This window comes from Streptomyces chryseus, from assembly GCF_014650755.1.
Taxonomy (GTDB): domain Bacteria; phylum Actinomycetota; class Actinomycetes; order Streptomycetales; family Streptomycetaceae; genus Streptomyces; species Streptomyces chryseus.
On sequence record NZ_BMVO01000013.1, the window covers coordinates 162,009 to 177,275 of the forward strand.

Below are 15,267 nucleotides of genomic sequence, written 5' to 3' on the forward strand. Positions count from 1 at the left end.
TGGTCCGTTGGCCCCGGTCAGGACGCAGATCGGCGGCCTCGAGTGTGCCAATGGCACAGCACCTGGCTCTCGACTTGAGCCACCCACCCATCAGATGTTCTGATGGGTGGGTCGATGGCGCCGCGGACTTCCGTGGCGCCTTTTTCATGTCGGAACGATGTCAGGGCGAAGGCGGGGCGGAAAGCAGTGCTGAAGAGGATGTTCGTGGTGCCGGACCCGGGCCGGCTGCGGCTGCGCAGCGCCACCCGGTCCGTCTTCGGCGTCGGCCTGGCCGTGGCCGTCTGCGGCCTCACCGGTCACACCCTCCCCGCGGTCATCACCGGTGGCCTCGCGGCACTCCTCGCCCTGTTCACCGTCACCGACGCGACCGTCCGCGCCCAGGCGGTCAGCACCGCCCTGCTCCCCGCCGTCGGCTTCCCGGTCCTCGCTCTGGCGGCCGGGCTGCACGACACCCCGGTCCTGCGTGACGTGGCGTTCCTCGCCGTCGCCGGGCTCGGGGTGTACGCCAGGCGCTGGGGGCCCCGGGGCCACGCCCTGGGCGTGTTCGCCTTCATGATGTTCTTCGTCGCGCAGTTCCTGCACACCGTCCCCGGACAGCTGCCGGGCCTCTGCACGGCTGTCGCCCTGGCCCTGGTCGCCTCCTCCGGGGTCCGCTTCGGCCTGTGGTGCTACGAGCGGCGCCTTCCACCGCCCGCCGCCCCCGCGCTCCCCGGCGGCACCGGCCTCGCGCGCATCACGACGCGCCAGGCGGTCCAGGTCGCCGTCGCCGGCGCGTTCGCCCTCGTCGTGGGCCAGGTGTTGTCCGAGGGGCGTTGGTACTGGGCCGTCGGCGCCGCCTGGTGGATCTTCGTGAACACCGCCTCGCGCGGTGAGACCCTGCTCCGCGGCTTCCGCCGGGTCCTGGGAACGGTCGTCGGCATCGTCGCCGGGCTGCTCCTCGCCGTGCCGCTGCACGGCGCGCTCGCCCCGACGGCCGCGCTCGTGGCGGTGTGCGTCTTCGCGATCTTCTACACGGCCCCGGTGTCGTACAGCTGGATGATGCTCGCGGTCACCCTGATGGTGTCCCTGCTGTACGGGCTGCTGGGCGCCCTGGAGCCGAGCCTGCTCGCGCTGCGCCTCGCCGAGACCGGCGTCGGCGCCCTGGGCGCGGCGCTGGCCGTCGCCTTCGTCCTCCCGGTCACGACGCACTCCGCCACCCACGCCTGGATCGAGCGCGCCGTGCACTGCGTGCACGGCTGCACCACCACGGCCGCGCGCCGTCTGGCGGGCGACCCGGACGCCGACCCGGCGCCGCTCGCCGCCCAGCTCGAGGTGGTGATCGGCCGGGCGCGGCTCTCCCTGGCCCCCCTGGTGCATCCCCTGAACCCGCTGCGGGCCCGCAAGGCCCGCGCCCGCCAGGTCCTCGCCCTGCTGGACGACTGCGCCCGCGAGGTGCGCGGACTCGCCTCCGTCGCGGCCGACCCCCAGGCGTCCCACGACGCGCGTCTCGCGGCCGCCTGCTGGCGCGTGGAGGCCGCGGTCGAGGCCCTGGTCTCGCCCGGCGGCCGGCCGGACGCTGCCCCCGCCCCCGGAGCGCAGGCGGCGTCCGCCCAGCACCACCACCCGACCGCGGAGGCCGCGCTGCGCCACCTCCACGGCCTGGAGCGGGTGCTCACCGAGCTGGCGACGCCCCTGCACAGTGCCCCGGACGCACCGCTGGTCCGGTCCTGACCCACGACGCCGCGAGGCCGCCCGGGACAATGTGACCGAGGCTGTCGCAGCTCGCACGGCTGTACGCGATCGCATGGCGGAAAGGGGCTCCACGGTGAGCAGCAGCAACGAGGCCGAACCGGTTGTGCCACGGGCGCGGAGGTCCAGCCGGCCGCACCGGGCGTTCATCGGCTCGTTCACCTCGGCGGGCGGCCGCGGGATCACCGCCGCCGCCGTGGACCCGCGGACCGGCGCGCTCACCGCGCTCGGCTCGGCCGACGACGTCGCCGACCCGTCGTTCCTCGCGCTCGCACCCGGCGCGACGGTGCTGTACGCCGTGAGCGAGACCGAGGACGGCGCCGCCGCGGCCTTCGACGTGTCCGGCGACGGCGCCCCGCTCCCGGCGGGCGAGCCGGTCCCGGTGGGCGGCGCCGCGCCCACGCACCTCGCGCTCGCCGCCGGGCACCTGGTCACCGCCAACTACGGCTCGGGCAGCGTCACCGTGCTCCCGGTCGGCGCCGACGGGGCCCTGGAGGCGGCCACCGGCGTACTCCACCACCGGGGCAACGGCCCCGACCAGGACCGTCAGGCGGGGCCGCACGCGCACCAGGTGCTGCCCGACCCCACGGGACAGTGGGTGCTCAGCGTCGACCTCGGGACCGATTCCGTACGGGTCTGCGCCCTCGCCGTGCCCACCGGGACCCTGCGGGTGCACACCGAGACCGCGCTGCGGCCCGGCACCGGACCGCGCCACCTGGCCTTCCACCCCCGGGGCGGGCACGCGTACGTACTGGGCGAGCTGGAGCCCACCGTCACCGTCTGCCGCTGGGACGCCGAGTCGGGGGTGCTCGTACCGCTCGGTGAGGCGCCTGTGGTGGAGCCCGGGACGGACACGGCGACGTACCCCTCCGAGCCCGTTGTCTCCCCCGACGGGCGCTTCCTGTGGGTGGCCAACCGGGGGCACGACAGCATCGCCGTGCTCGCGCTGGACGAGAGCGGGGCGAAGGCGGAGTTCGTGACGACGGTGGACTGCGGCGGTCACTGGCCGCGCGACCTCACCCTCGACCCGTCGGGGCGCAGGCTCTACGCCGCCAACGAGCGCTCCGGGGACGTCACGTGGTTCGACATCGGCGCGGAGACGGGCATACCGCGCCGCGCGGGCGCCTTCGAGGCCCCGGCGGCGTCCTGCGTCGTCTTCGGCTGAGACCCGGCCGGGCGGCGGACGCACGGAAAGCGCCCGAGGGCCCGCACCGGACGTCCGGTGCGGGCCCTCGGGCGTCGCTCGGGGCCGCTCAGTGGGCGGGCATGCCCTGAGCCGGCTGCGGGGCGATGCCCAGCGCCGTCGTGTAGTGCGACAGGGCGAGCTTGCCGATCGCCGGGTAGGCGCCCAGCGGCTCGGCGGTCGCGCAGTCCGCCTCCTTGACGGCCGCGTCCAGCAGGCTGTCGGGCACCTCGGGGCCGATCACGTACGGCGCGAGCGCGAGCTGTGTCGAGCCGGAACCGCGCAGCTGCTCCGCCACGGCGGCGACCGAACCCTCCTCGTCGAGCGCGGCGGCGATCACCGGTACGGCGAGCCGCGCGGCCAGCAGCATGCCGGTGATGCCGGCGGCCTGCACGGCCTCGTCGCCGCCCACGGTGGCCAGGATGATGCCGTCGGCCGCGGTGGCGACCGTGAACAGCCTGGCGCGGTCGGCGCGGGACAGGCCGGCCTCGGACAGGCGCACGTGCAGCGCCTCGGCGAGCAGCGGGTGCGGACCGAGGACGTCGGTCAGCTCGACGGCGGCGCGGCTGTCCATGACCGCCTGCCGTATCCGGCGCATCAGGGCGTTCTCCGGGCCGGCGAGCAGCGGCACCACGACCGCCGCCGGGCCCTGCGGCTCGGCGGCCTCGCGGCCCGTGGCGAGCGCCTGCTCGTAGCGGGCGGTGCGCTCGGCGGCGGTGTGCGCCAGCACGCTCTCCAGCGCGGGGTACGCGTCGTTGTCGCCGTCCAGGTACCCGATCCTGGCGTCCAGGCCGGGCAGCTCGGAACGGGCGATGCTGACGACTTCCTCCGCCAGGCTGCGCGACGCGCTGCCCGGGGTGCCGGGGACGGCGAGGACAAGCGCGGGCGCGCCCTCGGGAGCCACCACGGGCTCCGGCCGGCGGTGCCGTCCGGACTGTCGTGGTCGCGGCATTCGTACAGGCAGGCCGGATGCGGGCCCAGTGGGGGAGCTCATGGCGCCGCATGCTACTGGGTTTGTGTGCTCGGCTGTTCGGGGAGGGGGCATTGCAGCGGTGTCTGTCCGTATTTATCCCGTGAGTCGCTATGCGTTCAACTGCCCTGCTCTGTCGGTACGTGCAACAGCCGGCCGTCGGCGGGCAGCCGAAGGCCGTCCGTGGCGAGGGCGGCGGCGATGCGCACGGCTCCGGCCAGCGGGTCTCCCGCGGCCGGGACGGCGCGCGCGTGCGGCAGCCGCTCGTCGAGCGCGGCCCGCAGTGGGACGAGCAGCGGGTCCCCCATCGTGAACAGGCCACCGGTCAGGGCGACCTCGCACTCCCCGGACGGCGGGCAGACGGCGGCGGCGGCGTCGGCGATGTGCCCGGCCGCCTCCCGCAGGATCGCCGCCGCCACCGGATCGCCCGGCGCGGCCGTCGCACAGCGGGCCACCTCCGGAGCGAACGAGGCGAGCACGGCGGGGCGGTCGGTGCGCGGGTAGAGCAGGCCGGGCAGCTCGGGCGCGGGACCGAACACCGCCTCCACGCGGGCCAGCAGCGCGGGCGAGCCCCCGCCGCGCCCGTCATGGGCGCGCAGCGCCGCTTCCAGCCCGGCGCGGCCGATCCAGGCGCCGCCGCCGCAGTCGCCGAGCAGATGGCCCCAGCCGTCCGCCCTGCGCCAGCCGGCCAGGTCCGTACCGAGCGCGATCATGCCGGTGCCCGCCGCCACCACGGCCCCCGGCCGCAGGCCGAGCGCGCCCGCGTACGCGGTGACGGCGTCGGCGGCCAGCGCGAGACGCCGTACGCCGAGGGCGCTCCTCAGCGCCTCGGGCAGCCGGGCGCGCAGGTCGTCGCCGAGGGTCGCCATGCCGGCCGCGCCGATCGCGACGGCGCCGATCGTGGCGGGGAAGGCCGCGTCGGGGCCGGCGGCTTCGTCGAGCAGCGTCCGCGCCATGGGCAGCAGCTGGTCCAGCAGATGCGCCGCGTCGATTCCGGCCGGGCCCGTGCGGACCGGCTCACGCGACGCGGTGGCCGTGACGCGCCGCGGGTCCGAGGCGTCCGCGAGCGCGACCCGCAGTCCCGAGCCGCCGGAGTCGACGCCGAGCACCCACGGCGTCGCGGCGGGGCCGGTGGTGCGGGGGCTTGGCCTCATGGACCGACTCCAGGGGAGGAGGAGCAGCAACGACGGCACCCTATCCCGGGGTTGGCCGGCCCGGACGGGTGGGCGAGCGGGCCGCCGCGCCGCCGGGCAGCGGAGGGGCGTGCCGGGTTCGGCGGGCCGTGACCGGGGCGGCCGGGTTGGAGGGTGCGCGTGGACCACCAGTAGAGTGACGCGCCGTGGCAGCACTACCGTTGAACGAACTGGTCGAGCCCGGCTGGGCGGACGCCCTGCGCCCCGTGGCCGGGCGCATCGCGGCGATGGGCGATTTCCTGCGCGCGGAGATCGCGGCAGGCCGCACCTACCTGCCCGCCGGGCCGCATGTCCTGCGCGCGTTCCAGCAGCCCTTCGACGAGGTACGGGTGCTGATCGTGGGCCAGGACCCCTACCCGACACCGGGAATGGCCATTGGGCACAGCTTCTCGGTCGCGCCGGACGTGCGCCGGCTGCCCGGAAGCCTGGAGAACATCTTCCGGGAGCTGCACACCGACCTCGGACTGCCCCGCCCCGCCAACGGCGATCTGACCCCTTGGACCCGGCAGGGCGTGCTGTTGCTCAACAGGGCGCTGACGACGGCGCCCCGCACCCCCGCGGCCCATCGCGGCAAGGGCTGGGAGGAAGTGACGGAGCAGGCCATCCGCGCCCTGGTGGCGCGCGGAAAGCCGCTGGTGTCCGTGCTGTGGGGACGCGACGCCCGCAACCTGCGCCCCCTGCTCGGCGACCTTCCGGCCGTCGAGTCCGCGCACCCGTCACCGATGTCGGCGGACCGAGGTTTCTTCGGCTCGCGGCCGTTCAGCCGCACCAATGACCTGCTGGTCCGCCAGGGCGCCCAGCCGGTGGACTGGCAGCTTCCCTAGACCGCTGCCGGAAACCGCGGTACCGGGGTGGCTCAGCCGATGACGGCGGCCCGGACGCAGAGCACGTCCGGCAGATGGGACGCGAGCATCCGCCAGCTGTCCCCGTCGTCCGCGCTCGCGAAGAGCTCGCCGTTGCGATTGCCGAAGTACACCCCCGCCGGGTCGGCGTCGTCCGTGCAGAGCGCGTCGCGCAGCACCGTGCCGTAGTGGGCCTCCTGGGGCAGTCCCGCCGACAGCGGCTCCCAGCTGCGGCCCGCGTCCTCGGTGCGGTAGACCCGGCACTTGTTGCCGGCGGGCACCCGGTCGGAGTCCGCCGTGATCGGGAAGACGTACGCCGTGTCCGCGCGGTGCGGATGCGCGGCGGCGGCGAAGCCGAACGTCGAGGGCAGCCCCGCCCCGATGTCCGACCAGCTGGCGCCGGCGTCGTCACTGCGGAACACGCCCCAGTGGTTCTGGAGGTACAGCCGGTCCGGATCGGCCGCGTCCTGCGCGATCTTGTGTACGCACTGGCCGAACTCCGGGTCGGGATCGGGCAGGAAGACCGCCGACACGCCCTTGTTGGACGGCGCCCAGCTCGCCCCGCCGTCCATGGAGCGGAACACTCCGGCCGTGGACACCGCCACCGTCACCGCCCGGGCGTCCCTCGGGTCGGTGATGATCGTGTGCAGCCCCTCGCCGCCTCCGCCGGGCACCCACCGCGAGCGCGTGGGGTGCTCCCACAGCGGCCGTACCAGCTCGAACGACTCGCCGCGGTCCTCGGACCGGAAGAGCGCGGCCGGCTCCGTCCCCGCGTACACCACGTCGGGCGCCTCGGCCCCGGCCGGACGCAGCTGCCACACCCGCTCCAGCGAAGCGTCCGTGAACTCGGGGAACTTGACGGCCGGCCGCTTCGGCTCGACCCAGGTCGCGCCAAGGTCGTCGGAGTGGAAGACCGAGGGGCCCCAGTGCATGCTGTCCCCGCCCACCAGTAGCCGGGGCACCGCGCCACGGGTGTCGATGCCGATCGAGTACACGGCCTGGGCGTTGAAGTGGGGGCCGTCGATCTCCCACTCGCCACCGCGCCGGCGGCCGATGAAAAGCCCTTTGCGGGTTCCTACGGTGAGCAGTACGTCGGTCATGGCCGACACCTCCAGGACGCCGTTGTCGCAGACACGGGCCAGTGTGCACCCGACCACTGACAGCGGCCTCCAGCGCCGGTGTCCGCGCAGGTCAGACGGCATGCCGGGAGGGCGGCCCGGCCCCCTTCGGCCGCCCGCCCCGCGCCGTGCGCGCGGCCTGCGCCGGGGTCGTCGCCGCGGCCAGCAGCAGCGGCAGGAACCGGCGGGCGAGCGCGCCCGGCGCGAGCCGCTCCGGTTCGACGTAGCTCTGGCCGAGCGCCCCCTCCCGCATCGCGACGAGGACCCTGACCAGGTCGTCGAGGTCGACGGTGGGCCGCAGCCCGGCCCGCTCGAAGAGGTCCCGCAGCAGCCGCACCGCTTCCGCGCGCAGCCGCGCGTCGTGATCGGCGAGCAGCCGCGCGGCCGCCGGGTCGCGGATCGCGTACAGGGTGAACTCCGTGGTCACCAGGAACCAGGTGCGCTCGTCCGGATCGACGTACGCCAGCAGTTCGGCGATCCGGCCGACGGTCAGCTCGTCGTCGCCGATCTCCGCCGCCGTGCGCGCGATGCGGCCGAGCTCGCGGTCGGCGTGCGCGTCGAAGAGCGCGAAGAACAACTCGTCCTTGGTCCGGAAGTTGGAGTAGAAGGCGCCCCGCGTGTAACCGGCCCGCCGGCAGATGTCCTCGATCCTGGCGCCCTCGAAGCCCGACTCGGCGAACACCTCCCGCGCCGCGTCGAGCAGCCGGGCCAGCGTCTGCGGCCGCCGCTTGGTCGTCCCCTTCGGCATCCGCCACCTCACTCCCGGCCTCCGGGGCTTGCCCTGGGCCCTTGACAGCGCGTACGGCCTCGGAAAGCATCCCGACCCGTATCGGATACGCGAATGTATCCGATGGACGAGGAGGCACACCATGTCCGAAGCGACGCCCCCCACCATGTCCCAGGTCATCTCCGCGGCCGTCGGCCCCGTGCCCGAAGGGGTGTCGCTCCCGACGCCGCCGTCCTTCGACTCGGCCGAAGAGGAACGGCGCTACCGCAAGGCACAACTGGCCGCCGGATTCCGGCTGTTCGGGAAGTTCGGGTTCTCGGAGGGGGTGGCGGGCCACATCACCGTGCGCGACCCGGAGACCCCCGACGCGTTCTGGGTCAACCCCTTCGGCATGAGCTTCAGCCGGATCAGAGCCTCCGACCTGATCCTCGTCGACCACGCGGGCAACCTGCTGCACGGCGAACGCCCGGTGAACCGGGCCGCTTTCGTCATCCACTCCGAGGTGCACAAGGCGCGCCCCGACGTGCTGGCCGCCGCGCACTCCCACTCGCTGCACGGCAAGGCGTTCTCCAGCCTCGGCATACCCCTCGACCCGATCACCCAGGACGCCTGCGCCTTCTTCGAGGACCACGGGCTCTACAGCGACTACCAGGGCGTGGTCGACGACGCCGAGGAGGGCAAGCGCATCGGGGCCGCCCTCGCCTCGTACAAGGCCGTCATCCTCCAGAACCACGGCCTCCTGACGGTCGGCAGGTCCGTCGCCGAGGCCGTCTGGTGGTTCGTCACCATGGAACGGTCCTGCCAGGCCCAACTCCTGGCGATGGCCGCCGGTACACCCAGGCTCATCGACCGGGACACCGCGCTGCACACCCGCTCCCAGATCGGCGGCCACTTCGCGGGCTGGTTCCAGGCACAGCCCCTGTGGGAGCAGATCACCGCGTCCGACCCCGACCTGTTCGACTGATGGGGCTCCTCGCCGGCTGCGGCGTCGCCGACATCACGGGGGAGGCCGCCGAGTGCGGCATGCTCGGGTACGGCAAGGCGCAGCAGCAGACGTCCGGGATCCACACCCGCCTGCAAGCGCGGGCGTTCGCCTTCGCGGACGGTGAACGGCGGCTTCTGCTCGTGGTGTGTGAACTCCCGCTGATGTCGGCGGGAGTCGTACGCGACGTGCTCGGCCGGCTGCCCGGCGGCTACACCGAGTCCCACGTCATGATCACCGCCACCCACACCCACTGCGGACCCGGAGGCTACTTCCACCACGCGCTCTACAACAGCAACACGGGAGGCTTCAGGGAGCGCACGTACGGTGCGATCGTCGACGGCATCGTGGAAGCCGCCGAAGCGGCACACGCGGACCTCGCCCCCGCCGTGCTCCGGCTCGCCCACGGAGAGCTTCGCAACGCCAGCGTCAACCGTTCGAAGCGTGCCTTCGACCGCAATCCGGCGGCCGACAGGGCGCACTTCCCGGACGCCGTCGACCCCCGGACCACCCTGCTGCGCATCGAGCGCGAGGGACGGCTCACGGGAGCGGTCAACTGGTTCGCCACGCACAACACCAGTATGACGAACACGAACACGCTCATCAGCCCCGACAACAAGGGCTACGCCGCCTCCCGCTGGGAGGCCGCCGACCCGGGCGTCGTCACCGCCTTCGCGCAGACCAACGCCGGCGACATGTCGCCCAACCTCCGTCTGGCGCCGGGCAGGGGCCCCACCGACGACGAGTTCGAGAACACCCGCCTCATCGGCACCCGCCAGTACGAGGCCGCCGCCGCGCTGTACGGCGACGAGATCCCCGGCGTCCTGGACGCACGTCTGACCCACGTCGACCTGTCCCGCACGACGGTGCGGCCCGAGTTCACCGGAGACGGCCGTACGCACCGCACCTCGGCCCCCGTCGCCGGCGCGGCGGCCTTCGCCGGAGCCTGGGTCGACGGCCCGGGCTTCAGGGGCTTTCGGCCGGGGCGCAACCCGCTCTGGGACGCCCTGTCGCACCGGGTCGTCTACCCGCTCGCACCCCGTCTGCGCGACGCGCAGGCGCCCAAGGGACTCTGCCTGCCCGCTGGACCCGTGAACCGCCTGCACCCCGTGGTCCAGGAACGGCTCCCGGTGCAACTGCTGCGCATCGGACCGCTGTACCTGATCGGCCTCCCCGCCGAGATCACGATCGTGGCGGGGCTGCGGCTGCGGCGTACCGTCGCCTCGATCGTCGGCGCCCAACCGGCGAACGTCCTGGCCGTCGGCTACAGCAACGCGTACGCGCACTACGTGACGACACCCGAGGAGTACGACGCCCAGGAGTACGAGGGCGGCAGCACGCTCTTCGGACGCTGGGAACTGCCCGCCCTCTGCCAGAGCGCCGCCGGCCTCGCGCGCGCCATGCGCGACGGCACGCCCGTCGAACGGGGCACACCGGAACGCCTGCGCCCGCCACGCGCGCGTCACCGGCGGCGGGGCACCGACGCGCCCCACCCGGGACGGGACTTCGGCGATGTCCTGTCCGTCGCCCGCACGGACACCCGGGTCACGGCCCGCTTCGTCGGAGCGCATCCCGGGAACGACCTGCGCAGGGGAGACACCTACCTGGCGGTGGAACGCGAGGAGGGCGGCGGGTGGACGAGGGTCGCCGACGACGGGGACTGGTCGACCACGTTCCGCTGGAAGGCAGTCGGCACGGGAGCCGCCCGTGCGTCCACCGTGACGATCACCTGGGACGTTCCCCCGGAGACGCCTCCCGGTGCGTACCGGATCCGCTACTTCGGCGACACGGCGTACGGACCGTTCACGGGAACGACCACACCCTTCGCGTGGAACCGCACGCCCCGGAACGATCGTTTATGACAGCGGGAGCGATCAGAGGTACCGAACGAGGGGAGTGCGCCGGTGACCAACGGTGCGGTACGGATCGACGGGGACAGTCTGCTGCTGCCGGGCGGCGTACGGGTGCGTTTCGTACGTACGCTGCGACTGCCCGAGAAGGGGACGCACGCACTGCCCCCGGGCCTGGGTAACTTCCCGCTGCGCAGGGTCGAGGACTACGCCGCCACGGTCCCGCAGGAGTGGCTGGCCAGAGGCGGCGTGATGCTGCCCGTCTACCTGCGCGAGGCGATGTGGCTGAGCTTCGCCGGCACCGTGGAACCGGGCGCCCTCCAGGTGGGGGTCGGGAAGGTGTGCGCGGTGTCGGGCAAGCCGTGGAACAGCCGGCTGTCGCGGGGCCCGCAGAACTACCTGGTGCTGCCGCGCCAGCCGTGGCTCGACGGCATCAATTCCGGTACGGGCACGGTGCGGCAGTTCGTCGCGGTGCCCCTCGGGATGGGCGCGACCGTGGAGGGCCAGGTCACCGGCGAGGAGAAGTGGGGCGGACTGCAGCTCCAGTCGTGGCCGCTCGCGGACGGGCCCCTGGAGGCGTGGCGGGAGGAGCAGCGACGGGCGGCGGAGCGCAGGGCCGCGATGCCGCCCCCGCCGGCGGCGGCGTACGGCGCACCCGCCCCGGGGGCGCCGGCCGCCCCGGCCATGATGTCCGCGTCCGGAGCCGGATGGGGCGGCGCGCCCGCGCCGCGGGCCGCCGCGGCGATGGGACTGGGCGTCGGCGGTTCGATGCGCCAGGAGGTCTACAAGGACGACCGGCCCGCCTCCGACTGGGCCGCCGAGCCGTCGGGCCGGGTCTTCGTGCACCTGGTGACTCCGCCGGAGTGGCGGCGCATCACCGGGGAGGAGCCCCCGCCGTCCCCCGTCGACCGGGCCGCGTACACCCGGGCGGGCCTGCCCTGGTTCGACTACTACGACGCCGACGCGGAAGACCTCGCGCCCACCGGCACGCTGGGCGGCGTGCGGCCGGTCGGTGAGTGGCTGGGCGACGACCACGCGCCGTGGCAGCAGCCGTCGCCCCACCAGGTGAAGCCGCTCGGCGACGCGCCGGGGAAGCCGGTGGCGGACGGCGACTGGTAGGACGTACGGCTCCGGCTCCCGGCGGAACACCCGCCGGGAGCCGTACTTCGACGCGTACGTCATCGCGTGCCGGCCGCGCCCGCCGCTGTTCCCGGGACACGCCGCCGAGCGCGCGCTGTCCGGCGGGCAGGCGGGCGACTTCCCCGTCCTGCTCGTCGACGGCGTCGCCCGCCGGCGACGCCCGGCACCGGCGCCGCGCCGGACGCAGGCTCCGCATCACCGTCGAGCCGCTCGGCACCCTCGCCGCGAAGCAGTGCGGAGCCCTCGACGCCGAGGTGCGACGCGTCGGGGAGATCATGGAGGCTGTTCCCGAGGCGTCCATCGGCACCATCACGGTGGGCGCGCACGCCTGAGGAGAAGAACCGTGCCCGACATCCGTATGCACACCCCCGACGCGCCGGCGGCCCTGGTGGAGGTCGCCACCGGACCGGCGGGGAACGCGAAGGCGGGGCAGGTCCACATCGGCGCGCGGAGCACCGCGTACGTCGCCCTGGTCGCCACGCCCGCGCAGGCGCGCGAGCTGGCGGCGGCGCTGGTACGGGCCGCCGACGCGGCCGAGGCGCAGGCCGAGGACACGTACCCGACCGTCAGGGCGGACGAGCTGCGGCGCGGAGACGTGCGGACGGGCGAGCGGACGATCACTGTGGAGCGCGTCCGGTCCGACGGTGACACCGTGCACGTCACCTGGGCGTCGGAGGCCGGGCGCCAGTGGAACCAGACGTACGCGGCGGACGCCGGGATCGCCCTGCGCCGACGCGCGTAGTCCGCCCGCGAAAGTCGGCACGCGCAGTACGTCCGTCAAGAACCTCTTCCGGCAGGGGAGTTGACCTGCCATGGGCGCCTGTCTATGTTCTCGTTCGGGATTGTGGTCAATGTCCGATATTTCGAACGCACACCAGGAGCCCACATGCGCAGTCACAGAAGGTCCGGAGGCCGGCTCGCCCTCGCCTCCGCCGCCCTCGCCGCCCTGACGGCGGCCCTCGTCGTCGCACCCACCGAACCACCGGCCGCCGCGCGGGCGCAGGCCGCCGACTACTCGATCAGCGTCGACCCGGCCGGCGAGGGTCCGGCGATCGACGACTCGATGTACGGGGTGTTCTACGAGGACATCAACCACGCGGCCGACGGCGGCCTGTACGCCGAGCTCGTGCAGAATCGTTCCTTCGAGTACGACCCCGCCGACAACCGGGCGTACACCCCGCTGACCGCCTGGCAGGAGACGGCGAGCGGCGCGGCGAGCGGCACGGCACGCGTCATGGACGACGACGGGCGGCTGAACGAGCGCAACCGCCGCTATCTGCGGCTTGACCTCGACGGCGGAGACGGCCGTTTCGGGGTGGCGAACTCCGGCTACAACGCGGGGATCGCCGTCCGCGCGGGACGCACGTACGACTTCTCCGTGTGGGCGCGCACCGACCGGCCGGCAGGGACGCCGCTGGGCGTCGAACTGCGCGACGGAACCACCCCGCTGGGCACGGCCCTGCGCGTCACCGCACGCGGCGACCGCTGGACGAAGTACACGGGAACGCTCACCGCCCGCACCTCCAGCGACGCCGGCCGGCTCGCCGTCACCGCCGGCGGCAGCGGCACCGTACGGCTCGACATGGTCTCGCTGTTCCCCCGCGACACGTACAAGGGCCGGCCGAACGGCCTGCGCGAGGACCTCGCCGAGAAGATCGCCGCCCTCCAGCCGGGCTTCCTGCGCTTCCCCGGCGGCTGCCTGGTCAACACCGGCAGCCACGAGGCGTACGAGGCACCGGACTTCGAGCGCAAGCGCTCGTACCAGTGGAAGGACACCATCGGCCCGGTCGAGCAGCGCCCGGTGAACGCCAACTTCTGGGGCTACAACCAGACGTACGGACTCGGCTACTACGAGTACTTCCAGTACGCCGAGGACATCGGTGCCATGGCCCTGCCGGTCGTCCCCGCCCTCGTCACCGGCTGCGGCCAGAACAGGGCGACCGACGACCCCGAACTGCTGCGCCGCCACATCCAGGACACGCTCGACCTCATCGAGTTCGCCAACGGGCCCGTGACCTCCACCTGGGGCAGGAAGCGGGCGCGGATGGGCCACCCCAGGCCCTTCGGGCTCACCCACCTGGAGGTCGGCAACGAGGAGAACCTCCCCGACCAGTTCTTCGCGCGCTTCACCGAGTTCCGGGAGGCCATCGAGGCGAAGCACCCGGACATCACCGTCATCAGCAACTCCGGCCCGGACGACAGCGGCGCCACCTTCGACCGCGCCTGGCAGCTGAACCGCGACGCCAAGGTGGCCATGGTCGACGAGCACTACTACAACAGCCCTCAGTGGTTCCTGGAGAACAACGAGCGGTACGACGCCTACGACCGCCAGGGCCCCAAGGTCTTCCTCGGCGAGTACGCCTCCCTCGACAACCGCTTCTCCAACGCCCTCGCCGAAGCCGCGTACATGACCGGTCTCGAACGCAACGCGGACGTCGTCAAGCTCGCCTCCTACGCCCCGCTCCTCGCCGACACCAACGACGCGCAGTGGCGGCCGAACATGATCTGGTTCGACAACGCCACCTCCTGGGGCAGCGCCAGCTACGAGACGCAGAAGCTCTTCATGAACAACGTGGGGGACGAGGTGGTTCCCAGCCGGGCCTCCGGCACCCCCGCCGCCTCCGGCCCCGTCACCGGCGCCGTCGGCCTCTCCACCTGGGCGACCGCGGCGGCGTACGACGACGTGAGCGTCACCTCGGCGGACGGCGCGAACCTCTTCGCCGACGACTTCTCCGGTGACGACAGCCGCTGGACCAGGGCGGCGGGCACGGGCTCCTGGTCCGTGCGGGACGGCGCGTACGTCCAGTCCGACGCGGCCGCCGAGAACACCCTCGTCACGGCGGGCGACCCCACCTGGCACGACTACGACCTGAAGCTCAAGGCCACGAAGCAGTCCGGCAAGGAGGGCTTCCTGATCGCCTTCGGGGTCAAGGACACCGGCACCTACTACTGGTGGAACCTCGGCGGCTGGAACAACACCCGTTCCGTCGTCGAGAAGGCCGTGGGCGGCGCCAAGCAGACCCTGATCGAGCGCGGTACGACGATCGAGAGCGGCCGTACGTACGACGTGAAGGTCCAGGTGCGCGGCCGGCAGGTCACCCTCTTCCTCGACGGTCAGGAATGGGGGAGTTTCACCGACGACAAGGCCGCCGAGCCCTTCCGCCAGGTCGTCACCCGCGACAAGGCGACGGACGAACTCGTCGTCAAGGTCGTCAACGCCCAGGACGCGGCCGCCCGTACGACGATCGACCTCGGCGAGGACACCGACATCGCGTCCTCCAGGGCGCGGCTGACGACGCTCCAGGGAGCGCCCGACGCGGTCAACACCCCCACCGACCAGCCGATCAGGCCCCGCCGCTCCACTCTCGGCGGGGTGGACAACACCTTCACGTACACCTTCCCCGCCCACTCGGTCACCTTCATGCGCATCAGGACCGGCTGAGACGCCCCTGCACGCCGAAGCCCCCCGCCGCGAACCTTGAGTTCTAGTGGTCGTCGCAACACCCCAGTTCAGGGGATGCGATGGACTTCAAG

The 15,267-nt window shown here is 73.5% G+C and carries 12 protein-coding genes; 8 read left to right on the forward strand and 4 right to left on the reverse strand.

From position 1 onward, the window contains the following. Window positions 1-186: 186 nt before the first annotated feature. Entirely contained in the window at window positions 187-1,710 is a 1,524-nt protein-coding gene (locus IE185_RS20610) for an FUSC family protein (protein WP_138895578.1), read from the forward strand. Window positions 1,711-1,834: 124 nt separating this feature from the next. Then, entirely contained in the window at window positions 1,835-2,893 is a 1,059-nt protein-coding gene (locus IE185_RS20615) for a lactonase family protein (protein ID WP_229843612.1), read from the forward strand. A gap of 88 nt (window positions 2,894-2,981) precedes the next feature. On the opposite strand, the gene IE185_RS20620 is transcribed toward IE185_RS20615, so the two are convergent. Continuing rightward, on the reverse strand, window positions 2,982-3,905 hold the full coding sequence (locus IE185_RS20620; protein ID WP_138895576.1) for a sirohydrochlorin chelatase: 924 nt from the start codon (window positions 3,903-3,905) through the stop codon (window positions 2,982-2,984). A 95-nt stretch (window positions 3,906-4,000) separates the two neighbouring features. Beyond that, entirely contained in the window at window positions 4,001-5,035 is a 1,035-nt protein-coding gene (locus IE185_RS20625) for an N-acetylglucosamine kinase (RefSeq protein ID WP_138895575.1), read from the reverse strand. Window positions 5,036-5,220: 185 nt separating this feature from the next. Between IE185_RS20625 and IE185_RS20630 the strand changes: the two genes are divergently transcribed. Further along, a complete protein-coding gene (locus tag IE185_RS20630) occupies window positions 5,221-5,898 on the forward strand; it encodes a uracil-DNA glycosylase (RefSeq protein ID WP_138895574.1) in 678 nt (225 codons plus the stop codon). A gap of 32 nt (window positions 5,899-5,930) precedes the next feature. Here the strand turns inward: IE185_RS20630 and IE185_RS20635 are convergent, their stop codons facing one another. Both IE185_RS20635 and IE185_RS20640 read right to left on the reverse strand, forming a co-directional pair. Next, on the reverse strand, window positions 5,931-7,016 hold the full coding sequence (locus IE185_RS20635) for a WD40/YVTN/BNR-like repeat-containing protein (RefSeq protein ID WP_138895581.1): 1,086 nt from the start codon (window positions 7,014-7,016) through the stop codon (window positions 5,931-5,933). 91 nt (window positions 7,017-7,107) lie between these two features. After that, window positions 7,108-7,782, reverse strand: coding sequence for a TetR/AcrR family transcriptional regulator (locus tag IE185_RS20640; protein ID WP_138895573.1), 675 nt, complete (start codon window positions 7,780-7,782; stop codon window positions 7,108-7,110). A 121-nt stretch (window positions 7,783-7,903) separates the two neighbouring features. On the opposite strand from IE185_RS20640, the gene IE185_RS20645 reads away from it, so the two are divergent. From IE185_RS20645 to IE185_RS20665, 5 genes are all read left to right on the forward strand, one after another. Then, window positions 7,904-8,725, forward strand: coding sequence for a class II aldolase/adducin family protein (locus IE185_RS20645; RefSeq protein WP_189715699.1), 822 nt, complete (start codon window positions 7,904-7,906; stop codon window positions 8,723-8,725). Beyond that, a complete protein-coding gene (locus IE185_RS20650; protein WP_138895572.1) occupies window positions 8,725-10,605 on the forward strand; it encodes a neutral/alkaline non-lysosomal ceramidase N-terminal domain-containing protein in 1,881 nt (626 codons plus the stop codon). Before IE185_RS20645 ends, IE185_RS20650 begins: the two co-directional genes overlap by 1 nt. Window positions 10,606-10,647: 42 nt before the next feature. After that, window positions 10,648-11,712 carry a hypothetical protein gene (locus IE185_RS20655; protein WP_138895571.1) on the forward strand — a complete coding sequence of 355 codons (1,065 nt, stop codon included), beginning with the start codon at window positions 10,648-10,650 and terminating at the stop codon, window positions 11,710-11,712. 364 nt (window positions 11,713-12,076) lie between these two features. Next, the gene (locus IE185_RS20660) at window positions 12,077-12,475 is read left to right on the forward strand and encodes a hypothetical protein (RefSeq protein ID WP_229843609.1); all 399 of its coding nucleotides are present in this window, start codon (window positions 12,077-12,079) and stop codon (window positions 12,473-12,475) included. 144 nt (window positions 12,476-12,619) lie between these two features. Further along, window positions 12,620-15,175 carry an alpha-L-arabinofuranosidase family protein gene (locus IE185_RS20665; RefSeq protein ID WP_138895570.1) on the forward strand — a complete coding sequence of 852 codons (2,556 nt, stop codon included), beginning with the start codon at window positions 12,620-12,622 and terminating at the stop codon, window positions 15,173-15,175. Window positions 15,176-15,267: the final 92 nt, after the last annotated feature.